This window comes from Mycobacterium sp. HM-7 (genome assembly GCF_053852335.1).
Genome location: NZ_CM132657.1, coordinates 4,284,124 through 4,306,465, shown reverse-complemented (window position 1 = coordinate 4,306,465; position 22,342 = coordinate 4,284,124). Strand labels below are relative to the sequence as shown.

Here is a 22,342-nt window from a genome sequence, read left to right as displayed (position 1 = left end):
ACCCCCGTGGTTGCATGCCTGCCATGGCCGCCCCGCACTTCGCACTCACCGCACCCGGTTCGGTTAATGCCCTGACCGAGCCCGGCCAGCGCGGTGTGGTGCGGGTGCTGGGCGGCCCCGGAACCGGGAAAACCGAGTTGCTGATCCGCACGGCGGCAACGCATATCGCGGCCGGGACCGATCCGGAGTCGGTGCTCCTGCTCACGGGTTCGGCGCGGCTCGGCAGCCGGGTCCGCGGTGCCATCACGTCGGCACTGCTCGGTGATTCCGGCCAGGTCACCCGCGAGCCCCTTGTTCGCACGCTGCACTCGTACGCATTCGCCGTGTTGCGCCAGGCGGCCCAGCGCGCCGGTGACCCGCCGCCGCGGCTGATCACCAGCGCCGAGCAGGACGGCATCATCCGCGAGCTCCTGGCCGGCGATCTCGAGGACGGCGACGAGGCCGGCGTGGACTGGCCGCTGCACCTGCGCCCGGCATTGGCCACTGCCGGGTTCGCCACCGAACTGCGGGACCTGTTGGCGCGCTGCACCGAACGCGGCGTCGACGCCGCGGATCTGCGCCGCATCGGACGCAGGGCCGGCCGCCCGGAGTGGGTGGCCGCGGCCCGGTTCGCACAGGTCTACGAGCAGGTGATGTTGTTGCGCAGCGCCGTCGGCATGGCAGCGCCGCAGGCGACAGTGCCGGCGCTGGGCGCGGCTGAGCTGGTCGGCGCCGCGCTCGAGGCCTTCGCCGTCGATCCCGCCTTGCTGGACGCCGAACGCTCCCGCATCAAGCTGCTGCTCGTCGACGATGCGCAGCACCTCGATCCGCAGGCCGCCCTACTGGTGCGGGTGCTGGCCGCCGGCGCACAGCTGACGGTCATCGGCGGTGACCCGAGCCAGACGGTGTTCGGTTACCGCGGTGCCGAGCCGACGTTGCTGTACGGCCCCGAGGATCAGCCGCAGGTGGTCCTTACCGAGTCGCATCGGTGCGCGCCCGCCGTGGCGGGCGCGGTCGCCGCCGTGGCGCGGCGCCTCCCCGGCGTGGACGCGTCCCGCGCGCTGACCTCGGCGACGTCGGATGAGCTCGGCTCGCTCGCGGTGCGCGTCGCGGGTTCGCCGCACGCCGAGTCCGCATTGATCGCCGATGCCTTGCGCCGCGCCCATCTGGTCGACGGCGTGCCGTGGTCACAGATGGCCGTCATCGTGCGGTCGGTGCCGCGGGCCGGCACCGCGCTGGCCCGGGCCCTGACCGCGGCCGGGGTCCCGGTGCAGCAGCAAGCCCATACCGCGCCGCCGGCCCAGCATCCGGCGGTGGGCGCACTGCTCACGGTGCTCGACTGTGTCGCCGATGAGGTGACCGGCGACCGCGCGCTGGCGCTGGTGACGGGTCCCATCGGCCGGGTCGACCCGGTGTCGCTGCGCCAGTTGCGGCGCGCGCTGCGCCGCGCAGACGGCAGCGGACGTGAGTTCGGCGAGCTGCTCGTCGAGGCCGTGAGCCCTGACTGCAAGCTCCCGCTGTCTGATCAGCTGGCACGTCCGGTGCGACGGGTCCGCGCGGTCCTCGACGCGGCGCGCCGCTCGGCGACTGCGGGCCAGGATCCACGGTTCGTGCTGTGGCAGGCCTGGCACACCAGTGGGTTGTCCCGCAGATGGCAGTCCGCGGCCGGCCGCCCGGGTTCCGCCGGGATCGCGGCAGGCGCCGACCTGGACGCCGTCACCGTACTGTTCGACATCGCCGACCAGTACGTGGCCCGCACCGCGGCCGCGTCTCTCGCCGGCTTGATCGACCACGTCCGTGCCCTGTCCTGGTCGGGTTCGACGCCCGAGCGCGCCGAGGCCGACGAGGTGGCGGTCCTCAGTGCGCATGCCGCCCTGGGCCGGGAATGGGATTTCGTGGTCATCGCAGGCCTACAGGAAGGGCTGTGGCCCAACACAGTTCCGCGCGGGGGCGTGCTGGGGACCCAGCAGCTGCTCGACATCGTCGACGGGGTGGGTGACGTCCGCGGCATGTCGGCCACCGCGCCGCTGCTGGCCGAGGAACGGCGGCTGCTGGTCGCCGCACTGGGACGGGCCCGCAACCGGGTGCTGGTGACGGCCGTCGACAGTGACAACGGCGACGAGGCGCTGCTGCCGTCGACTTTCTTCGAGGAGCTGGCGGCACTGGCCGGCGGCACCGCACCCGACGCCGACGAGCTGCCGGTGCATGCGCCCGCGGTCTTGTCCCCGGCGGCGCTGGTCGGCCGGTTGCGGTCGGTGGTGTGCGCCCCGGACGGTGCCGTCGAGGAGACCGACCGGCTTTGTGCCGCGGCGCAATTGGCCCGGCTGGCCGAGGCCGGCATTCCGGGTGCCGACCCGGCGCAGTGGTATGGCAGCACGGAACTCTCCACTGTCGAGCCGCTGTGGTCCGGCGACGACCACATCGTCACGGTGTCGCCGTCGACGGTGCAGACCCTGACCGACTGTCCACTGCGCTGGATGCTCGAACGCCACGGCGGCAGTGATGGCCGCGACCTGCGTTCGGCCCTAGGCTCCCTGGTGCACGCCCTGGTCGCCGATTCCGGTCGCAGTGAGGCCCAGTTGCGTGGCGAACTCGAAAAAGTCTGGCAGCAAATGCCTTTCGATTCGAACTGGTATGCCGACAACGAGCTGGAGCGGTACCGCGAGATGCTGGCCACGTTCACCACGTGGCGGCAGGAGAGCCGCGGCGAGCTCACCGAGGTCGGTACCGAACTCGAGGTCGCGGGCACGATCATCGAGGCCGGTCCGCGGGTGCAGGTGAAGGGACGCATCGACCGGCTCGAACGTGACCGCGACGGCCGCCTCGTGGTGGTCGACGTCAAGACCGGCAAGAGCCCGGCCACCAAGGCCGACGCTCAGCAGCACGCACAGCTCGCGCTGTATCAGCTGGCGATCGCCGAAGGTGTTGTGCCGCAAGGTGATCAGCCGGGCGGGGGGCGGCTGGTGTATCCGGCGAAACCCGCCAAGGCCGGCGCCACCGAGCGCGAACAGGATCCGATGGGGGAGACGGCGCAGGCGCAGTGGCGGCAGCGGGTCACCGATGCCGCCACTGCGACGGCAGGGCCGAACTTCGTCGCGCGGGTCGGCGCCGGGTGCGCCATCTGCCCGGTGCGGGCCATGTGCCCGGCGCAAGGTACGAAAGGGGGATGCCCGTGACGTACAGCCCCACCGATCTTGCCGAGGCGCTCGGGCTGTTCGCACCCACCGACGAGCAGGCCGCGGTCATCGCCGCCCCACCGGGACCATTGGTGGTGATCGCCGGTGCCGGCGCCGGGAAAACCGAGACCATGGCCGCGCGCGTGGTGTGGCTGGTCGCCAACGGCTACGCCACCCCGTCGCAGGTGCTGGGCCTGACCTTCACGCGCAAGGCCGCCGGACAGTTGTTGCGCCGCGTGCGCACCCGGCTGGCGCGCCTGGCCGGCTCGGGTCTGCTGCCCGGCGTCTCGCTGGCCGACGAACACGCCACCGTCAGCACCTATCACGCCTTCGCCGGCACCTTGCTGCGCGAATACGGGCTGCTGTTGCCCATCGAACCGGCCACGCGGCTGGTCACCGAAACCGAGATGTGGCAGTTGGCTTTTCGGGTCGTGTCCGATTTTCCGGGGCAGCTGCGGACCGACAAGTCCCCGGCCGCCATCACCCAGATGGTGCTGCGCCTGGCCGGCCAGCTGTCCGAGCATCTCGTCGACACCGATGCCGTGCGGGACACCCATCAGGAGCTGGAACGGCTCATCCTGACGCTCCCCGGGGGTCCGGGTCAGCGGGGCGGCCCCACGCAGTGGCTGCTGAATCTGCTGGCGACCCAGACCGAGCGGGCTGAACTGGTGCCGCTGATCGACGCGGTGCATCAGCGGATGCGGGATGCGCAGGTGATGGACTTCGGCTCCCAGATGTCCGCAGCGGCGCGCTTGGCCGAGCGTTTCCCTCAGGTCGGCGCGCAGCTCCGAGAGCGGTATCGCGTTGTCCTGCTCGACGAATACCAGGACACCGGGCATGCCCAGCGGGTGGCGCTGTCGTCGCTGTTCGGCGGCGGTGCCGACGACAGTCTGGCGCTGACGGCGGTCGGGGATCCGATCCAGTCGATCTACGGCTGGCGCGGCGCGTCGGCGACCAACCTGCCCCGGTTCACCACCGACTTCCGTCTGTCGGACGGTTCGCCGGCCCCGACCCTGGAACTGCGGACCAGTTGGCGTAACCCGCCGCGGGCGCTGAAGCTGGCCAATGAGGTCTCTGCCGAGGCCCGTCGTCGTTCGGTGAGCGTGCGCGAGCTACTGCCGCGGCCGGGCGCCGAGCCGGGGACCGTCCAGTGCGCCTTGTTGGAAGATGTTGTTGCCGAACGTGATTGGGTTGCCGATCACCTCGCTCGCCGGTACCACGGCGCCGTCGCGGCGGGCGAACCGGTCCCGACGGCCGCGGTACTGGTGCGCCGTAACGCCGACGCCGCGCCCATCGCGGAGGCGTTGAACGCGCGGGGGGTACCCGTCGAGGTGGTCGGGCTGGCCGGGCTGTTGGCCATCCCCGAGGTCGCCGACGTCGTTGCCATGTTGCGTCTGGTCGCCGAGCCGACTGCCGGCGTCGCCGCGATGCGGGTACTCACCAGCGCGCGGTGGCGGTTCGGGGCGGCCGACCTGGCCGCGCTGTGGCGCCGCGCCTCGGAGCTGGATGCGCCCGATGCGGCACGGACGTCCGGGTCGCCCGCCGAGCTGGCCGTCGCGCACGTCGCCCCCGACGCCGACCAGGCCTGCCTGGCCGACGCGATCAGTGATCCTGGCCCGGCCGACCGCTATTCACCCGAAGGGCATCGCCGGCTGCTGGCCCTGGCCGCCGAACTGAGCCAGCTGCGCGCGCACCTGCATCAGCCGCTGCCGGATCTGGTCGCCGAAGTGCGCCGCGTTCTGGGGATCGACGCCGAAACCCGCGCGGCCAGTGGGGTCTCCGAGGGCTGGCGCGGCACCGAGCATCTCGATGCGTTCGCCGACGTGGTCGCGGGGTACGCCGCCCGGCCGGCCGGCGACTTCGAGACGTCGGCACCCATCGTCGGACTGCTGGCGTATCTGACCGCCGCCGCGGAGGTGGAGAACGGGCTGGCACCGGCGCAGGTGACGGTGGCCTCGGACCGCGTGCAGATCCTGACGGTGCACGCGGCCAAAGGGTTGGAGTGGCAGGTTGTCGCGGTGCCGCACCTGGTTGCCCGCGTGTTCCCGTCCACTGCGTCGCAGCGCACCTGGCTGACTGACGCGGGGGACCTGCCGCCGCTGCTGCGCGGCGACCGCGCCGAGCTGTCCGAACATGGCGTTCCAGTGCTCGACACCTCCGATGTCAACGACCGAAAGGTGTTGGCGGACAAGATCACCGCGCACAAGGCCCTGCTCGACCAGCGGCGCACCGACGAGGAACGCCGTCTGCTCTACGTGGCCCTCACCCGTGCCGAGGACACCCTGCTGTTGTCGGGGTACCACTGGGGGACGACGGCCGCGAAGCCCGCGGGGCCTTCCGACTTCCTGATCGAGATGCGCGACATCATCGAGCGTGCCGCCGTTGACGGTGATCCCTGCGGCGAGATCGAGCAGTGGGCACCCGCGCCACCCGAGAGCGCCGTCAACCCTTTGCGGGACAACGTCGTCGAATGTTCATGGCCCACCGATCCGGCCGGATCCCGCCGCGGTGACGTAGACCGGGGTGCGGCCCTGGTCGCCCAAGCGCTCACCGCCGCGGTCGACGATTTCGACGACCGGCACGGTTGGGCCGCCGACGTGGATGCCCTACTCGCTGAACGCGAGCGGGCCCAGGCGGCCGCGCCCCTCGATCTGCCGCCGCAGCTGTCGGTCAGCACATTGGTCGACCTGGGCAGCGACCGGTCCGGTGCATTGCGACGGCTGCAGCGACGGCTACCGTCCCGCCCGGACCCGCAGGCGCTGCTGGGCACCGCGTTTCATGACTGGGTGCAGCGGTATTTCTCGGCCGAGCGGCTGTTCGACCTGGACGACCTTCCCGGGGCGGTCGACGCCGAGCTGGGCCAGGCCGTCGCGGAGGAGCTGGCGGACCTGCAGGCCGCTTTCGCGTTGTCGGAGTGGGCGGCCCGCACGCCGATCGACATCGAGGTGCCGTTCGACATGGTGATCGGCGACCGCGTGATCCGCGGGCGCATCGACGCGGTGTTCGCCGATGCCGACGGTGGCTACACCGTGCTGGACTGGAAGACCGGTGATCCGCCGACCACCCCGGAAACCATGCGTAACAAGGCGATTCAGCTCGCGGTATACCGCCTGGCCTGGTCGTCGATCCAGGGCGTCCCCGTCGATTCGGTGCGGGCGGTCTTCCACTACGTGCGCGCCGGACAGACGATCGCGCCTACCGGTCTGCCCGGCGCCGACGAACTCGCGGCGCTAGTTCGCCTCGGGTGAATTGCGGTAGACCTTGAGCGCCTGGGTCACCATCGGCACCTGCAGCGGCAGCCGGGCCAACGCCGCGATGCGGGCCGGCCAGCCCTTGGGCCACCACAGCCGGACCATGTTGACGTTCGCCGGGAACACGCTGATGAACAGCGCGATGGCGGCCAGCGCACCCAGCTTTCGCGTCCGCGGCAGGAGTAGCGCGGCGCCGGTGGCGACTTCGGCGACGCCGGACGCGTAGGTGTAGAACCGCGTAGTGCCGGGCAGTTCCTCCGGGACGATGCCGTCGAACGGCTTGGGCGCGACGAAATGCAGGGCCCCCATCCCGACGAGCATCGCGCCCATTCGGTACGCGGGGGCCTGACTGGGGGTGGCGTTGTCGGTGCGACTGGGAGCGGTCATGGTTACATAGTGCTGTGCCGAGCCGTCCCGTGGTGAGCCTCTGCCAGATATTGGCTCTTCATGGCTCGCGTTAGATTGTCGCGGCGCATGGCCGCGATGGAACAGAACCTCACCAGCCGCCAGAACGCGGATCTGGTTGATGTGCTGCAGATTCCGGAGAGATTCGTCAGTCCGGTGCGCCGGATCGTGCGCCGGGTGATCTACGCGCTGCTGGTGCTCGCCGCCGCGGTGCTCGTCGTGTACCTCGACCGCGACGGCTACCGCGATGCGCAGGAGAACGAGATGTCGCTCCTGGACTGCATCTACTACGCGACGGTGTCGCTGTCGACCACCGGTTATGGCGACATCACGCCGCTCACCCCGAGCGCGCGCCTGGTCAACGTCCTGGTGATCACCCCGATGCGCATCGCATTCCTGATCGTGCTCATCGGTACGACCGTCGAGACGCTGACCACGCAGTCTCGCCAAGCCTTGAAGATTCAGCGATGGAGGAGCACCGTGCGCAACCACACCATCGTCGTCGGTTATGGCACCAAGGGCCGCACCGCGGTTCAGGCCATGGTCGGTGACGAGGTCGCCCCAGGGGACATCGTCGTCGTCGACGAGAACCCGGCGGCACTGGACCGGGCGCGCGCCGCCGGCCTGGTCACCGTGGTCGGCGACGCCACCAAGTCGGAGGTGCTGCGCCTGGCCGGGGCCCAGCACGCGAAGTCGATCGTCGTGGCGACAGACAAGGACGCCACCGCCGTGCTGGTCACGCTGACCGCGCGGGAGGTGGCGCCCAAGGCCAAGATCGTCGCCTCGGCCCGGGAGGCCGAGAACCAGCATCTGCTGCGGCAATCCGGTGCCGACTCGACCGTCGTCTCCTCGGAGACCGCCGGCCGACTGCTGGGCATCGCCACCCAGACCCCGAGCGTCGTCGAGATGGTCGAGGACCTGCTGACCCCCGATGCCGGCTTCGCGATCTCCGAGCGCGAGGTCGAGGTCAAGGAACTCGGCGGCTCGCCGCGGCATCTGACGGACATCGTGCTCGGGGTGGTGCGGGACGGGCAGCTGCTGCGCGTCGACGCCCCTGAGGTCGACGCCCTGGCGGCCGGGGACCGGCTGCTCTACATCCGCAACGCCGAAGTCGAACGGTAACCGCCACAATGAGCGATTTCACCCTGCGCAATGTCCCGCTGCTGTCCCGGGTCGGCGCCGACCGCGCCGACACGCTGCGCACCGACGTCGATGCCGCGATCGCCGGCTGGAAGGACGCGCTGCTGCTGCGGGTGGACCGCCGCAACCAGGTGCTGATCTCCGGCGGCCAGGTGGTGCTCGGTCGCGCGGCCGAACTCGGGGACAAGCCCGACGAGCATGCGGTGTTCCTCGGCCGGATGCCCGACGGCCGGCACGTGTGGGGCATCCGCGGCGCATTAGAAGACCCAGTGGACCCGTCGGACAATCCCGTCGAGGTGCTCGACCTGCGCCGGGCCGGGACCATCTTCGACGACGTCAGCGCCCAGCTCGTCTCGACGGCGACGGCCTTGCTGAACTGGCACGACAGCGCCCGCTTCAGCGCCATCGACGGCGCCCCCACCAAGTCGGTCAAGGGCGGCTGGGCGCGGGTCAACAGCATCGGCGGCCACGAGGAATTCCCACGCATCGACCCGGCGATCATCTGTCTGGTGCACGACGGCCATGATCGCGCCGTGCTGGCCCGGCAGACGAACTGGCCCGAGCGGCTGTTCTCGCTGCTGGCGGGGTTCGTGGAGGCCGGCGAGTCGTTCGAGTCCTGCGTGGTGCGCGAGATCTCCGAGGAGATCGGCCTGGCCGTCACCGACGTCAAGTACCTGGGCAGTCAGCCCTGGCCGTTCCCGCGCTCGTTGATGGTCGGGTTCCACGCCATCGGCGATCCGGAGCAGCCGTTCTCGTTCAACGACGGCGAGATCGCCGAGGCCGACTGGTTCACCCGCGCCGAAGTGCGCGAGGCGCTCGAGCACGGGGACTGGAACAGCACGTCGGACACCCGACTGCTGCTGCCCGGCTCGATCTCGATCGCCCGGGAGATCATCGAGTCCTGGGCCGCCCAGTAACGCCGCCTAGCTCAGCTTGGCTTTGACGTCCTTGATGCTGGGGTTGGTCAGCGTCGAGCCGTCGGGGAACTTGACCGTCGGAACCACATGGTTGCCGTTGTTGACCGAACCGACGAATTTGGCCGCTGCCGGGTCCTGCTCGATGTCGATCTCGGTGTAAGAGATGCCTTCGGCCTTCAGCGCGGTCTTGAGCCGCTTGCAGTAGCCGCACCAGGTCGTGCTGTACATGATCAGTGCACTCATAACGCGACTCAACGTATCCGATGGGCGCGGCATGCCGACTGGCGGTGCCTTGTGTGTCACATGGTCGGCTCGCCAATGTGTCACATGGTCGGCCCGCCACTGTGTCATATGGTCGGCCCGCCGACGTGTCACACCCGCCTGCCATGATGGAGGCCATGCCAGCCGAGGCCCCACCGTCCACACTCCTCGAGGACCTCGACGACGAACAGCGCGAGGCCGTCCTCGCGCCCCGCGGGCCCGTCTGCGTGCTGGCCGGCGCAGGCACGGGTAAGACCCGGACCATCACCCGCCGCATCGCGTATCTGGTCGCTTCCGGCCACGTCGCGCCGGGTCAGGTGCTGGCCGTGACGTTCACCCAGCGTGCCGCGGGCGAGATGCGCAGCCGGCTCCGCAGCCTGGATCACGCGGACGACGGCACTTTTGCCGGTTCCCCAGGCTCCGGAGCCGTCCAGGCCATGACATTCCACGCCGCGGCACTGCGGCAACTGCGGTACTTCTGGCCGCGGGTGGTCGGCGACACCGGCTGGGAGCTGCTCGACAGCAAGTTCGCGGTCGTCGCGCAGGCGGCCAACCGGGCGGGCATCCAGGCGAGCACCGACGACGTGCGCGACCTGGCCGGTGAGATCGAATGGGCCAAGTCGTCCCTGATCAGTCCCGAGCAGTACCCGGAGCAGGTCGCCAAGATCGAGCGGGACATCCCGTTCGACGCTGCGAAGGTCGCCGCGGTGTACGCCGGGTACGAGGGCCTCAAGGCCCGCCGCGACGGATCGGCAATGCTGGACTTCGACGACCTGCTGCTGCACACCGCTGCCGCCATCGAGAACGACGCCGCCGTCGCCGGCGAGTTCCGGGACCGCTACCGCTGCTTCGTCGTCGACGAGTACCAGGACGTCACCCCGCTGCAGCAGCGGGTGCTCAACGCCTGGGTGGGGGAGCGCGACGACCTGACCGTCGTCGGTGACGCCAACCAGACCATCTACTCGTTCACCGGCGCCACCCCGCAGTACCTCCTCGACTTCTCCAGAAGGTTCCCCGATGCGGCGCTGATCCGGCTGGAGCGCGACTACCGCAGCACGCCGCAGGTGGTGTCGCTGGCCAATCAGGTGATCTCGGCAGCCTCCGGCCGCATGGCAGCCAGCCGGTTGCAGCTCATCGGTCAGCGCGAGCCCGGGCCCAAACCGGTGTTCCGGGAACATCCCGACGAGGTCGCCGAGGCCAATGCGGTCGCCGCCGCCATCAAGAAGCTCATCCAATCCGGTACTGCCCCTTCGGAAATCGCCGTGCTGTACCGCATCAACGCGCAGTCAGAGGTCTACGAGGAGGCGCTGACCGCGGCGGGTGTGGCGTTCCAGGTCCGCGGCGGCGAGGGCTTCTTCAGCCGGCAGGAGATTCGGCAGGCGCTGCTGGCGCTGCAGCGCGCCGCGGGGCACCAGGGTGATGTCGCCGGCGTCGAGCTGCCCCAGTTGGTGCGGGATCTGCTGGAACCGCTGGGGCTGACCGCCGAGCCGCCGTCGGGCACCAAGGCCCGCGAACGCTGGGATGCGTTGTTGGCCTTGGTCGAATTGGTCGAGCAGGAGGTCGCGATACGCGGCGACCTGGATCTGCAGGGCCTGCTCGTCGAGCTGCGTCAGCGCGCTGACTCCCGGCATCCACCGGTGGTGCAGGGTGTGACGCTGGCGTCGCTGCACGCGGCCAAGGGCCTCGAGTGGGATGCGGTGTTCCTGGTCGGTCTGGTCGACGGCACCCTGCCCATCTCACATGCGTTGTCGCACGGCGCGGACAGTGAACCGGTCGAGGAGGAGCGGCGTCTCTTCTACGTCGGAATCACCAGGGCCAGAGTGCATCTGACGATTTCGTGGGCGCTGGCGCGGGCCGCCGGCGGTCGGCAGAGCCGCAAGCCCTCGCGGTTCCTGAGTGGGCTGACACCACAGAGCCGCCGCGAACCCCAACAGCCGCAACGCAAACGGGGCCCGGCCCCGCGTTGCCGGGTCTGCAATTCGGCGTTGACGACGTCGACCGCGATCCTGTTGCGGCGCTGCGAATCGTGCCCGTCGAACCTCGACGAGGAGCTGCTGGGTCGCCTGAAGGAGTGGCGCCTGCGTACCTCGCAGGAGATGAAGGTGCCTGCCTACGTGGTGTTCACCGACAACACGTTGATAGCGATTGCCGAGGCCCTGCCGGCCGACAATGCGGCGCTGGTGGCCATTCCCGGAATCGGGGCGCGCAAGCTCGAGCAATACGGCGCGGATGTGCTGGCGTTGGTCAACGCTTCCCATTAGCCCACCTAAATTGCGCCAAACATGACGCAAATTGCGCCAAAACCGCTGGTCAAAAAATCGCTTGTCATATTTCGGTGGTAACGTCTAGCCTCGAAGCCGCAACGAAATCCCGCGAATTCGCAATGTGTGAATCCGTAGTCGACCGCTGAGGAGGTGGCCCCGATGATCAGTTTTGACGCGTCCCGAGGCGCTGTCCTCGCTGTCGCCGGCTCCCGTGCGCCGTTGACCGCTGCCGCCTATGAGGCGGTATCGCGCGTCGGTGCAGGTTGGCATCAGAACGTTGAGATTCCCGCTGCTCCGGCTGTTCCTGCCGCTGCTGTCGCCGCCGCCGCTATGTCGGCGGCACGTCTCGCGACGTCTGGACATGTCGCCGCCCTCCCGCAGCACAAGCGCAACGCCAAGACCTTCGCGTCCGTGAAGCGGGGCACTACTTAGGTAGAGCCCACGCAAGCCACCTGGCCACGGACCCGAAACCACCGGATCCGTGGCCAAAGTTTTTGGGGCACAACCTCAAAACCACCACCTGGTCACCGATCCATCAGACAGATGAGACGCAAGACGACCAGGAAGTAGGTGATGAGGACATGACTAGCCAGACTTGCCGACAAAGGCTGGCGGTGCCATGTCATGTCGGCGACCCCGATATGTGGTTCGCGGACAGCCCCACTCAGCTGGAACAGGCCAAGGCGCTGTGCGCCGACTGCCCGATCCGGCGCCAGTGCCTCAGCGAGGCGCTGGAACGTGAAGAGCCGTGGGGTGTTTGGGGAGGGGAGATCCTCGAACGGGGTGCCGTCATCGCACGCAAGCGTCCGCGCGGCCGTCCGCGCAAGGACGTCGTCGCGGCCTAGCTCACTTCCCCCGATCCGTCCTTGGGGGTACTTCCCGCGAGCGGCCGTGTCTGTACGCAGACACGCCGCGTTTGGTGTGCATTACGCGGCCGCTCGCAGGCGCCGAGCGGCCGCGTAATGACCGCGAGCTACGGCGTGAAGCCCGGAACCAGTTCCGTGGCAATGGCTTTCACCGGCACGTGGGCGTCCAGCTGACAGCAGATCGCGACGGTCGACGCGATCACGCGCAGCGGGATGACCAGGTTCGGCGGCAGGTCAAGCTGCCGGGCCATCTTGATCTGGGCCACGCCGTTGTCGAGCTGGCCTGCGGCCATCTTCATGATCCACTGGCGTGTGTAGTGGAAGACCTCGGTTTGGATCGGCTCGACGTACTGCCGCAGCATGTCGTCGACCTCGTCGATCGGGACCTGCTCGCCCTTCTGGATGAACCCGGCATCCTCCATCAACGGCAGCAGCTTGTCGTAGTTCTTGTCCCGCGCCAGGCTGATCATCTCGCCGATCGCGGTCGGCAGCCCACCCGGCAGCGGCGCCACCGCGCCGAAGTCGATGACGCCCATCCGGCCGTCGGACAGCAGCATGAAGTTCCCGGGATGGGTGTCACCGTGCATGATCTGCAGGCGGGCGGGCGCGTCGAACGTGAGCTCGGACAGTCGGGTGCCCATGAGGTCGCGCTGCTCGACGGTGCCCTCCCGGATGATGACCGACATCGGGATGCCGTCCATCCACTCGGCGATGACGACCTTCGGCGCGCTCGCCACGATCCCCGGCACCTTGAAATGCGGGTGACCGGCGTAGGCCTTGGCGAACGCGCGCTGGTTGTCTGCCTCGAGCCGGTAGTCCAATTCCATCTCGGTGCGGTCGATCAGTTCGTCGACGACGCCCTGGACGTCCGCGCCGGGCGCCAGCTGCTTGAAGACGCTGACCAGGCGCTGGATGGTCTTGAGGTCGGCGCGCAGCGCCTCGTCGGCGCCGGGGTACTGGATTTTGACCGCGACCTCGCGGCCGTCGGACCACACGGCTTTGTGGACCTGGCCGATGCTGGCCGACGCCACCGGCGTGTCGTCGAAGGACTGGAAGCGGTCGCGCCACTTTGTGCCCAGCTGCGCGTCGAGGACGCGGTGCACCTTGGCCGCAGGCAGCGGCGGAGCCTCCCGCTGCAACTTGGTCAGCGCCTCGCGGTACGGCTTGCCGTACTGCTCGGGAATGGCGGCCTCCATCACCGACAGGGCCTGGCCCACCTTCATCGCGCCACCCTTGAGCTCACCCAGCACGGTGAAGAGCTGGTTGGCGGCTTTGTCCATCAGTTCGGCGGTGACCTCGTCCTTGGACCTGCCCGCCAGGCGCTTGCCGAAGCCGAGCGCGGCCCGTCCCGCCATGCCGCCGGCCAAGCCGGCGAGCTTCGCGTTGCGTGCCACACTGCCCCGTTTGATATCAGCCACGTTCAACATCATCCACGACGTTGCTGAGTGCACGGCGGCGACATGGCAACGCACGTTGTCACGAAGGTCGATCGCACCAGTCACACAGCGGATGACGGGACCATCGGCGCACGGCGGTGGTCCGCGAGCCGATGTCGAATTCGAGGGTGGCGTCCAGTGTCGGCGGTGGTTCTGCGCGGCCGCCACCGCCGCGAATCGCATCGATCACCTGGTCCACCTGGTTGAGCGCCACCGCCGCGGTGGCGAGGACGGTGGCCCGGTCAGCGCTGCCGACGCTGCCCTCGAGCTGCGCCGCCAGCACCGGCCACGACGCGTCGCGGTCACAGCGGTGCAGGTCGGCACAGTTCAAACAACTCGTGGCGCCGGGCAAGACAAGTGGGCCGATCAACCCGGTGCCGTCGCGGATCCGCACCGGCAGATGCGGCACCCCGGCACGGTGCAGGTCGCGCACCAGGCGCCGGTCGGCCACCAGGAAGTCGGACAGCACCACCAGATCGGCGGCCGCCCGCGTGACCGCCACGTGGCCGAATCGGCTGGTGCGCACCCGGGTTCCCGAACAGTTCAAGGCGCCGGCCAGCAGGTCCGACAGGGGCCCGCTGCCATGGATGCGTACCGACACCGGCCGGCGGCCGGCATCGGGCGCCGTCTGCAGCAGCCCCGCTGAGCTCAGAGCGCCGAGGAGCCCGGTCCAGCCGTCGACGTCCGTGAGACCGGCCGCCAGGGCGAGGGACCGGCTGCTCTCGGTGTCGACGCCGCTCTGCATGCCGCGCAGCAGATCTGCCAGGGCACCGACAGACAACCCGTCCGGGGGCCGAATGCCGATGGCGCGCCGCGGGTCCCAGCCGAGCTGCACCGTCCCGTCGGGGCGCCGCAGAACCGGCATGGCCGGGTTCAAGGTCTGACGGGGCGCAGTCATCGCCCAACTGTGCCAATGGCGCGCAGATTCGGCGAATTAGTTATCCACAGGCAAGTTCAGCCCTCGGCTGAGTCGTCTCCCGAGTCCCGCTTCAGATCCTTCTCCAAATCGGCCAGCGCCTGGTCAAGGCCCGTGGTGTCGCCGCCGAGCGCCCGGTCGATGAAGGCCGCGGGCTCATCCAGATCGGCGGCACCGGGCAGCAGGTCGGGGTGCTGCCAGACGGCATCGCGCTTGTCGGCGCCGACGGCCTCGGTCAGCTTCTCCCACAGCGTGGCGGCTTCACGCATCTTGCGCGGCCGCAGCTCCAGGCCCACGAGGGTCGCGAAGGTCTGCTCGGCCGGTCCGCCGGTGGCACGACGACGGCGCAGCGTCTCGCTGAGCGCCGACGTGCCCGGCAGCCGGTCACCGAGCGCGGCGGTGACGACGGTCTGCACCCAGCCCTCGATGAGCGCCAGCAGCGTCTCCAGGCGTTCGAGCGCCGCCGCCTGTTCGGGGGTGGCCTTCGGCTCGAACATGCCCTGGCTGAGCAGCTTCTCCATGGCGCCCGGGTCGCCCATCAGCGACGCCGGGTCCAGGCCGGAGGCCATTTCCTCGAACCCGCTCATGTCGATCTTCATGCCCTTGGCGAAGGCCTCGACGGCGCTGAGCAGCTGGCTGGCCAGCCACGGCACGTGACTGAACAACCGGTGGTGGGCCGCCTCCCGCGCCGCGAGGAATGTCAGCACCTCGCTGCGCGGCTGTTCGAGGCCTTCACCGAACGCCTCGACGGCTTCGGGCATCAGCGCGGCCACGCCCGACGGCCCCAGCGGGAGGCCGATGTCGGTGGAGGTCAGCACCTCCTTGGACAGGGTGCCCAGGGCCTGGCCCAGTTGCGAGCCGAAGGCCATGCCGCCCATCTGCGACATCATTGCCATCAGCGGGCCGGCCATGGCCTTGGCCTCCTCGGGCAATGCGGACACCCACACGCTCGACAGCTGCTCGGCGACCGGGTCGCACAGCCGCTTCCAGGTATTCAGGGTGTTGTCGAGCCAGTCGCTCGGTGTCCAGGCCGCCGCGCGGGTGGTACCGGCCGGCAGGGGAGTGACGCCGTCGAGCCAGGTTTCGGCCAGCCGCACCGCATCGGAGATGGCCGTCGCGGTCTGCTCGGGCACGGGCTTGACGAACCCGATCGAGTTCGACGCCAGCTTGCGGGCCAGGTCGTAGTTCACCGGGCCGGACTGCGGGTTGTTCATCGACGCGCCCGCGCCGCTGAACATCGCGCCCAGCTGGGTGAAGATCTGGCCCAGGTCGGGCATGCCGGCACCGCCGGCGCCACCGAACCCGAACGGGTCCGAAGAGCCACCGGAAGAACCTGGTCCAGGCTCTTTCTTCGATTTGTCGCGGTCGGGGTCGTCGCCGCTGGAGAAGCCGAAAGGCAGGTCAGCCATACCGTCAACGGTACTGCCAGGACGGCCGACGGGTGCCTTCGCGGGTCATGCTGTCAGCGAACCGAGCCACGAGCCTTACTGTTGGCGGCGTGAACAGGCGGATTTCTACGCTCGTGGTCGCTCTGGTGCCGATCATCGTGTTCGTCGTGCTGGTGTCAGTGGTGACCGTGCCGTTCGTCTCGCTGGGTCCCGGCCCGACGTTCGACACGCTCGGTGAGGTCGACGGCAAGAAGGTCGTCGACATCAAGGGCGACATCAAGGTGCACCCGACGTCGGGGCACCTCAACATGACGACGGTGTCGCAGAGCGACGGGCTGACGCTGGGGCAGGCGCTGGCGCTGTGGATGTCGGGCCGCGAACAGTTGGTGCCGCGCGATCTGGTGTACCCACCGGACAAGTCCAAGGACCAGGTGGACAAGGCCAACAACGCCGACTTCAAGAACTCCGAGGAAGACGCCGAGTACGCGGCGCTGAGCTACCTGAAGTACCCGAAGGCCGTGACGGTCCAGGCCGTCGCCGATCCCGGGCCCTCGGCCGGTCAGCTGCGCCCCGGCGATGCCATCGACATGGTCAACGGCGTTCCCGTGGCCAACGTCGAAGAGTTCACGTCACTGCTGAAGAAAACCAAGCCGGGTGACCATGTCGTGCTCGACTACCGGCGCAAGAACGCCGGGATCGGCGTCACGACCATCACTTTGGGCTCGAACAAGGATCGTGACTACGGCTACCTCGGTACCACTGTTCTCAACGCGCCGTGGGCGCCGTTCGCCATCGACTTCAACCTGGCGAACATCGGCGGTCCCTCGGCCGGTCTGATGTTCAGCCTGGCCGTGGTGGACAAGCTGACCGACGGAAATCTCAACGGCGGCAAGTTCGTTGCGGGTACCGGAACCATCGCCGACGACGGCAAGGTGGGCCCGATCGGCGGCATCACGCACAAGATGCTGGCTGCGCGTGAGGCGGGTGCGACGGTGTTCATGGTGCCCGCCGAGAACTGCGCCGAAGCGGTGTCGGCCCACCTTGACGGACTCGGGCTGATCAAGGTCGAGAACCTCACCGGCGCGGTCGACGCGCTGCACGCCGTGTCCGCTGGTGGCGAACCTCCCCGCTGTTGAGCGTGCGATCACGCCTGGATGCGTAGAGTCGTAGCACAAGCACAAGCTGGCCTTTTCGGATTTTCAACGGACTTTCAAGAGACTGGAGCTGACGAGTGGGGATGCGGCCTGCGGCGAGGATGCCGAAGCTGACGCGACGAAGCCGAATCCTGGTCGGGATCGCGTTGCTGATCGTCGGTTTGTTGATGGTCGGCCCGCGACTGGTCGACGCCTACGTGGACTGGCTCTGGTTCGGTGAGATCGGCTTCCGTTCGGTGTTCAGCACCGTCCTGGTGACGCGCCTGGTCGTCTTCCTGGTGGCCGGTGTGTTCATCGGTGCCGTGGCGTTCGGTGGAATGGCACTGGCGTACCGGTCGCGGCCGGTGTTCGTGCCGGCGTCCGGACCCAACGACCCGGTGGCCCGTTACCGCGCCACCGTGCTGTCGCGGCTACGGCTGTTCGCCATCGGTGTCCCGGCGTTCATCGGGCTGCTCGCCGGATTCGTGGCGCAGACCTACTGGGTGCGGGTGCAGCTGTTCCTGCACGGGGGCTCGTTCGGCATCAACGACCCTGAATTCGGCAAGGATTTGGGCTTCTACGCATTCGACCTGCCGTTCTACCGGCTGGTCCTCGGCTATCTGTTCGTCGGGGTCTTTCTGATGCTGGTCGGGAACCTGTTGGGTCACTACGTGTTCGGGGGAATCCGCTTGTCGGGCCGCCAGGGCGCACTCAGCCGTGCGGCGCGCATGCAGCTGGTGGCGCTGGTGGGAATCCTGGTGCTGCTCAAGGCTGTTGCCTACTGGTACGACCGCTACGAGCTGCTCAGCCACACCCGTGCCGGTAAACCGTTCACCGGTGCGGGCTACACGGACATCAACGCGGTGCTGCCGGCGAAACTGATCCTGCTCGCGATCGCGGTGATCTGCGCGGTGGCCGTGTTCTCGGCGCTGGTGTTGCGGGACTTGCGAATTCCGGCGATCGGCCTGGTCCTGTTGCTGCTGAGCTCGGTGATCGTGGGCGCCGGCTGGCCCATGCTGGTCGAGCAGTTCAGCGTCAAACCCAATGCCGCGCAGAAGGAACGCGACTACATCAGTCGGAGTATCACGGCGACGCGAGACGCGTACGGGTTGACCGGTGACGCGGTGACCTACCGCGACTACAGCGGCAACGCGCCGGCTACTGCCGAGCAGGTCGCGGCCGACCGGAACACGACGTCGAACATCCGCCTGCTCGACCCGACCATTGTCGGACCGGCCTTCACCCAGTTCCAGCAGGGCAAGAACTTCTACAGCTTCCCCGACCAGCTGTCCATCGACCGCTACAACGGTCCTGACGGCAAGCTGCGTGACTTCGTTGTGGCGGCACGGGAATTGAATCCCGACCGGCTGATCGACAACCAGCGCGACTGGATCAACAAGCACTCGGTCTACACCCACGGCAACGGCTTCATCGCGTCGCCCGCCAACACGGTGCGTGGCATCGCCAACGATCCCAACCAGAACGGCGGCTACCCGGAGTTCCTGGCCAGCGTGGTCGGCGCCAACGGTGCGGCGGTGTCGCCCGGCCCGGCGCCCCTGGATCAGCCGCGCGTGTACTTCGGCCCGGTGATCGCCAGCGCGCCATCGGATTACGCGATCGTCGGCAAGAACGGCGCCGACCGCGAGTACGACTACGAGACCAACACCGAGACCAAGAACTACACCTACGGTGGTACCGGCGGTGTGGACATCGGCAACTGGCTGTCCCGCTCGGTCTTCGCCGCGAAGTTCGCCGAGCGAAACTTCTTGTTCTCCAGCGTGATCGGGCCGAACAGCAAGATTCTGTTCAACCGCGACCCGGCCCACCGGGTCGAAGCGGTGGCGCCGTGGCTGACCACCGATTCGACGGTCTACCCGGCGATCGTCAACAAGCGCATGGTGTGGATCGTCGACGGCTACACGACTCTGGACAACTACCCGTATTCGGAGCTGACGTCGCTGTCGAGCGCGACCGCGGATTCGAATGAGGTTGCGGTCAACCGGATGTTGCCGGACAAGCAGGTGTCCTACATCCGGAACTCGGTGAAGGCCACGGTCGACGCCTACGACGGCACCGTCACCCTGTACGAGCAGGACGAGCACGACCCGGTGCTGCAAGCGTGGATGAAGGTGTTCCCGGACACGGTGAAGCCGAAGTCCGCGATCTCCAAGGAACTCTCCGAGCACCTGCGCTACCCGGAGGACCTGTTCAAGGTCCAGCGCATGCTGCTGGCCAAGTATCACGTCAACGATCCGGTGACGTTCTTCTCGACGTCAGATTTCTGGGATGTGCCGCTGGACCCGAACCCGACGGCCAGCAGCTTCCAGCCGCCGTACTACATCGTCGCGAAAGACCTTGCCACGGGTGGTGATTCGTCGTCGTTCCAGCTGACCACGGCGATGAACCGGTTCCGCCGGGACTTCCTGGCGGCGTACATCAGCGCCAGCTCCGATCCGGCCACCTACGGCAAGATCACCGTGTTGACCATCCCGGGTCAGGTGAACGGCCCCAAGCTGGCATTCAATGCGATCAGCACGGACACCGCGGTAAGCCAGGACCTCGGCGTCATCGGCCGGGACAATCAGAACCGGATCCGGTGGGGTAACCTCTTGACGCTGCCCGTCGGCCAGGGTGGGTTGCTCTATGTCGCACCGGTTTACGCTTCGCCGGGCGCCAGTGACGCGGCCTCGTCCTACCCACGATTGATTCGCGTGGCGATGATGTACAACGACAAGGTCGGCTACGGCCCGACGGTCCGTGATGCTCTCAACGGCATCTTCGGGCCGGGTGCGGGTGCCACCGCGACAGGTCCGGCCCCGACCGACGTGCCGGCCGGGACGCCGCCTCCTGCGGCCGTTCCGGGGGCAGTCCAGCCGCCAGCCGCGGGACCGCAGCCTCCGGCGCCCGCAGCCGTGGCGTCCCCGGGTGTCCCGCTGACCCTGTCGCCCGCGAAAGCCGCTGCGCTACAAGATGTCAATGCAGCCCTCGACGGCCTGCGTGCGGCCCAGCAGAGCGGCAATTTCGGCCAGTACGGCGCCGCGTTGCAGAAGCTGGACGACGCCATGGCCAAGTACCGCGAGGTCAAGTAGTCCAGTCGCGGTGTCAACAATCACAAAACTGCCCAATTCCTCCGGGGGTTGGGCAGTTCTGTGTCCGGTGGAGTTCGGCATCCGGTTCCAAAAACCCTGTCTGACCATACGATTTGGTTCATTCGGCAGCGTTGGGTAACGTTGTATTCACCAACGCGGGGTGGAGCAGCTCGGTAGCTCGCTGGGCTCATAACCCAGAGGTCGCAGGTTCGAATCCTGTCCCCGCTACTAGCGAAAACGGCCCCCGGACGACTCTCCGGGAGCCGTTTTCTATTCGGTTGTGAACGGATTTGTGAACGTTAGCATTGCTAATAATTGATCGGCGGCTCAGCGCAGATCCTGCGGTCTAGCCCTGTCGACGAATTGATGGCCGTAGTCGACTCGAACCTGTTCGCTCCGAAACTTCGCTGCTGGGAGGTATACGACCGCGAGAACGAGGTCGAGCTATCGACCGCGTTCGACTACATGATCGACCTGCTCGTCGAGCGCAACGTCGACCCGTACGAAGCGGTAGGCGACGGCACCATACGATGCTCCGGAGTTCGGCGCGCATGTGCGCAGTGTGGACCTCGATGGCGGCTCTACTGCGGTCGCGTGGTCAGTCAGTCACGCGGTGCTGCCATCGATTCTGTTGCGCCCTGCCGCTCTGTCATTTCGGCCAATGGCCTGTCATACCGGCCAATCGTCGCCGATGAGGAATGCTGCCGCCTGTTCTGCCGCTTCGCGGTCGTCGTTTTTGATCACGTGGGCATAGGTCTGGAGGAAGAATCCGACGTCGGCGTGGCCGATTCGTTCGCTGATGACTTTGGGATTGACGCCGGCTTTCAGGGCCCCCGTTGCGTAGGAATGCCTGAGGTCGTGGAAAGTGATCCGTGACAGGCCTGCGGCTGCAGCCAGACGATCGAACCTTTGCCTGATGGTGTCAGGGTGTGGAGGTCGGCCGTCTTCGAATGTGAACACGTAGCCGCCCGGGTGATAATCGGCCCCATAGAACTCGCGCTCTTTGTCTTGATGTTCGCGCCAACTTTGGAGTGCGGAGAGGGTGGCGCGGTCCAGTGAGATGGTCTTGTCGGCGTTGCGCGTTTTGCCGCCGGCTTTGTCTTTTGCATGGCCGTCGATGACGACGCGGTTGTTATGGACGGTGATTTCCCCCGCGACCAGGTCGACCTCGGACCATCGGAGACCGCAGATTTGGCCGCGGCGGACACCGGTGGTCAGCTCGAGGAGAAACAGCGCGGAGAATCTGTCATGACGGATGGAACGGAGGAACATCCGGATCTGATCGGGATTCCATACGGTTCGTAGGGCTCGCGGTTTCTTAGGGGGCTTGATGTTGCTCGCAGGGTTGTACGCCATATATTTCCAGGCGACAGCATCGCTGAGTGCACGGTGAATCATCGCGTGAATATTGCGAACTGTCTTCGGCGCCAATCCTGTTGGCTGCGGTATCGGCGTGATCCCAGACTGGTACCGCCGTACTGCCTTGCGGGCGGCATGGATTGTGGTTCCACATGCTTCCGAAATTTGGCGGGGTGTGGCGGCGCAACCTCGCGCAACACTCGCCGTCCAGTACGCGAACATCTCGCTGTTGTGATCCAGCTTGATTCGCCCGTCGGTGCGAAGTGCGGCGTACAACTTCAGCAGCTGCGGTTCATCGAGGCGTTGTAGCTTCTCCTCGCCGATGCGTGGGATGACATACACGCGGGCATAGTCTTTCCAGTTTTGCCATGTGGTGCCGTCGAACGTTGCCTCGACAGCGCTAAACCACTCGTCGAGGAATTGCGACACCGTCCGTGCGGATGGCTTGACGACTCGCCCTGTGTCCGCTTGCCGCATGGCTTCGCGGCAAGCCTTCCATGCCTCCTTCTCGGTATCGAACCCGCCTTTCGAAATGGTGGGGTATTCCCCTGTGGCGGGGTCCTTTTGGGGACCGCGAAACCGGTAGGTCCAGGTTTTCCCGCGCTGATAGACGGACCCTTTCATGACGCCATCAGGTCGCGAATGCCTGCCGTGACGACGTAGATTCGGCCGCCGAGACGGCGGACTGGCAGCTCGCCCAAGTTCACGAGCCTGTATGCGGCGCCTCGGCCGATCCCAAGCAGTGCCGCTGCATCGGGCACT

16 protein-coding genes and 1 tRNA gene are annotated in these 22,342 nt (G+C 67.8%); 10 read left to right on the top strand and 7 right to left on the bottom strand.

The genetic code is table 11. The features are described 5' to 3' along the window. Positions 1-23 precede the first annotated feature (23 nt). Together ACWW1C_RS20685 and ACWW1C_RS20680 are read left to right on the top strand one after the other, a co-directional pair. The gene (locus ACWW1C_RS20685; RefSeq protein WP_455980014.1) at positions 24-3,155 is read left to right on the top strand and encodes an ATP-dependent helicase; all 3,132 of its coding nucleotides are present in this window, start codon (positions 24-26) and stop codon (positions 3,153-3,155) included. Continuing rightward, positions 3,146-6,403, top strand: coding sequence for a UvrD-helicase domain-containing protein (locus tag ACWW1C_RS20680; protein WP_455980013.1), 3,258 nt, complete (start codon positions 3,146-3,148; stop codon positions 6,401-6,403). Before ACWW1C_RS20685 ends, ACWW1C_RS20680 begins: the two co-directional genes overlap by 10 nt. On the opposite strand, the gene ACWW1C_RS20675 is transcribed toward ACWW1C_RS20680, so the two are convergent. After that, positions 6,386-6,793, bottom strand: a complete 408-nt coding sequence (locus ACWW1C_RS20675; RefSeq protein WP_455980012.1) for a DoxX family protein — start codon at positions 6,791-6,793, stop codon at positions 6,386-6,388. The genes ACWW1C_RS20680 and ACWW1C_RS20675 overlap by 18 nt on opposite strands. A 60-nt stretch (positions 6,794-6,853) precedes the next feature. Between ACWW1C_RS20675 and ACWW1C_RS20670 the strand changes: the two genes are divergently transcribed. Beyond that, a complete protein-coding gene (locus tag ACWW1C_RS20670) occupies positions 6,854-7,933 on the top strand; it encodes a potassium channel family protein (protein WP_455980011.1) in 1,080 nt (359 codons plus the stop codon). A gap of 8 nt (positions 7,934-7,941) precedes the next feature. Further along, a complete protein-coding gene (nudC, locus tag ACWW1C_RS20665) occupies positions 7,942-8,868 on the top strand; it encodes an NAD(+) diphosphatase (protein WP_455980010.1) in 927 nt (308 codons plus the stop codon). 6 nt (positions 8,869-8,874) lie between these two features. Here nudC and ACWW1C_RS20660 read toward each other — a convergent pair whose 3' ends face one another. Next, the gene (locus tag ACWW1C_RS20660) at positions 8,875-9,111 is read right to left on the bottom strand and encodes a mycoredoxin (protein WP_455980009.1); all 237 of its coding nucleotides are present in this window, start codon (positions 9,109-9,111) and stop codon (positions 8,875-8,877) included. A gap of 155 nt (positions 9,112-9,266) precedes the next feature. Between ACWW1C_RS20660 and ACWW1C_RS20655 the strand changes: the two genes are divergently transcribed. The 3 genes from ACWW1C_RS20655 to ACWW1C_RS20645 all read left to right on the top strand — a co-directional run bounded on the left by ACWW1C_RS20655 (position 9,267) and on the right by ACWW1C_RS20645 (position 12,238). Further along, the gene (locus ACWW1C_RS20655) at positions 9,267-11,390 is read left to right on the top strand and encodes an ATP-dependent DNA helicase UvrD2 (RefSeq protein WP_455980008.1); all 2,124 of its coding nucleotides are present in this window, start codon (positions 9,267-9,269) and stop codon (positions 11,388-11,390) included. A 162-nt stretch (positions 11,391-11,552) separates the two neighbouring features. Next, the gene (locus ACWW1C_RS20650) at positions 11,553-11,825 is read left to right on the top strand and encodes a hypothetical protein (RefSeq protein ID WP_455980007.1); all 273 of its coding nucleotides are present in this window, start codon (positions 11,553-11,555) and stop codon (positions 11,823-11,825) included. 149 nt (positions 11,826-11,974) lie between these two features. Further along, a complete protein-coding gene (locus tag ACWW1C_RS20645; protein ID WP_043392947.1) occupies positions 11,975-12,238 on the top strand; it encodes a WhiB family transcriptional regulator in 264 nt (87 codons plus the stop codon). A 128-nt stretch (positions 12,239-12,366) separates the two neighbouring features. Here the strand turns inward: ACWW1C_RS20645 and ACWW1C_RS20640 are convergent, their stop codons facing one another. Genes ACWW1C_RS20640 through ACWW1C_RS20630 form a run of 3 tightly spaced genes read right to left on the bottom strand, consistent with a single transcriptional unit; the run spans position 12,367 to position 16,020 of the window. Continuing rightward, positions 12,367-13,689 (bottom strand): macrolide-binding ATPase MABP-1, encoded by a 1,323-nt coding sequence (locus ACWW1C_RS20640; RefSeq protein WP_455984369.1) that lies wholly within the window; start codon positions 13,687-13,689, stop codon positions 12,367-12,369. 46 nt (positions 13,690-13,735) lie between these two features. Then, complete coding sequence (locus ACWW1C_RS20635) at positions 13,736-14,593, bottom strand: TOMM precursor leader peptide-binding protein (RefSeq protein ID WP_455980006.1); 858 nt, start codon at positions 14,591-14,593, stop codon at positions 13,736-13,738. 56 nt (positions 14,594-14,649) lie between these two features. Continuing rightward, complete coding sequence (locus tag ACWW1C_RS20630; RefSeq protein WP_455980005.1) at positions 14,650-16,020, bottom strand: zinc-dependent metalloprotease; 1,371 nt, start codon at positions 16,018-16,020, stop codon at positions 14,650-14,652. Between the two features lie 89 nt (positions 16,021-16,109). On the opposite strand from ACWW1C_RS20630, the gene ACWW1C_RS20625 reads away from it, so the two are divergent. The 3 genes from ACWW1C_RS20625 (at position 16,110) to ACWW1C_RS20615 (ending at position 20,449) form a co-directional block, all read left to right on the top strand. Continuing rightward, positions 16,110-17,135: a YlbL family protein gene (locus tag ACWW1C_RS20625; protein ID WP_455980004.1), complete on the top strand. Its 1,026-nt coding sequence runs from the start codon at positions 16,110-16,112 to the stop codon at positions 17,133-17,135. A gap of 95 nt (positions 17,136-17,230) precedes the next feature. Then, positions 17,231-20,221 (top strand): UPF0182 family protein, encoded by a 2,991-nt coding sequence (locus tag ACWW1C_RS20620; RefSeq protein ID WP_455980003.1) that lies wholly within the window; start codon positions 17,231-17,233, stop codon positions 20,219-20,221. Positions 20,222-20,375: 154 nt separating this feature from the next. After that, positions 20,376-20,449 (top strand) — tRNA-Met (locus tag ACWW1C_RS20615). A 441-nt stretch (positions 20,450-20,890) separates the two neighbouring features. Here ACWW1C_RS20615 and ACWW1C_RS20610 read toward each other — a convergent pair. Both ACWW1C_RS20610 and ACWW1C_RS20605 read right to left on the bottom strand, forming a co-directional pair. After that, positions 20,891-22,204: a site-specific integrase gene (locus tag ACWW1C_RS20610; protein WP_083420344.1), complete on the bottom strand. Its 1,314-nt coding sequence runs from the start codon at positions 22,202-22,204 to the stop codon at positions 20,891-20,893. After that, positions 22,201-22,341, bottom strand: a complete 141-nt coding sequence (locus ACWW1C_RS20605) for a helix-turn-helix domain-containing protein (protein ID WP_226522216.1) — start codon at positions 22,339-22,341, stop codon at positions 22,201-22,203. Before ACWW1C_RS20605 ends, ACWW1C_RS20610 begins: the two co-directional genes overlap by 4 nt. Position 22,342 lies beyond the last annotated feature (1 nt).

What these genes read in the sequence shown, in the direction of transcription:
- ACWW1C_RS20655 (WP_455980008.1), top strand. Translation starts at nt 9,267, where the DNA reads ATGCCAGCCGAGGCCCCACCGTCCACACTCCTCGAGGACCTCGACGAC.
- ACWW1C_RS20645 (WP_043392947.1), top strand. Translation starts at nt 11,975, where the DNA reads ATGACTAGCCAGACTTGCCGACAAAGGCTGGCGGTGCCATGTCATGTC.
- nudC (WP_455980010.1), top strand. Translation starts at nt 7,942, where the DNA reads ATGAGCGATTTCACCCTGCGCAATGTCCCGCTGCTGTCCCGGGTCGGC.
- ACWW1C_RS20680 (WP_455980013.1), top strand. Translation starts at nt 3,146, where the DNA reads ATGCCCGTGACGTACAGCCCCACCGATCTTGCCGAGGCGCTCGGGCTG.
- ACWW1C_RS20635 (WP_455980006.1), bottom strand. Translation starts at nt 14,593, where the DNA reads ATGACTGCGCCCCGTCAGACCTTGAACCCGGCCATGCCGGTTCTGCGG.
- ACWW1C_RS20610 (WP_083420344.1), bottom strand. Translation starts at nt 22,204, where the DNA reads ATGAAAGGGTCCGTCTATCAGCGCGGGAAAACCTGGACCTACCGGTTT.
- ACWW1C_RS20640 (WP_455984369.1), bottom strand. Translation starts at nt 13,689, where the DNA reads ATGATGTTGAACGTGGCTGATATCAAACGGGGCAGTGTGGCACGCAAC.
- ACWW1C_RS20675 (WP_455980012.1), bottom strand. Translation starts at nt 6,793, where the DNA reads ATGACCGCTCCCAGTCGCACCGACAACGCCACCCCCAGTCAGGCCCCC.
- ACWW1C_RS20630 (WP_455980005.1), bottom strand. Translation starts at nt 16,020, where the DNA reads ATGGCTGACCTGCCTTTCGGCTTCTCCAGCGGCGACGACCCCGACCGC.
- ACWW1C_RS20685 (WP_455980014.1), top strand. Translation starts at nt 24, where the DNA reads ATGGCCGCCCCGCACTTCGCACTCACCGCACCCGGTTCGGTTAATGCC.
- ACWW1C_RS20650 (WP_455980007.1), top strand. Translation starts at nt 11,553, where the DNA reads ATGATCAGTTTTGACGCGTCCCGAGGCGCTGTCCTCGCTGTCGCCGGC.
- ACWW1C_RS20660 (WP_455980009.1), bottom strand. Translation starts at nt 9,111, where the DNA reads ATGAGTGCACTGATCATGTACAGCACGACCTGGTGCGGCTACTGCAAG.
- ACWW1C_RS20670 (WP_455980011.1), top strand. Translation starts at nt 6,854, where the DNA reads ATGGCTCGCGTTAGATTGTCGCGGCGCATGGCCGCGATGGAACAGAAC.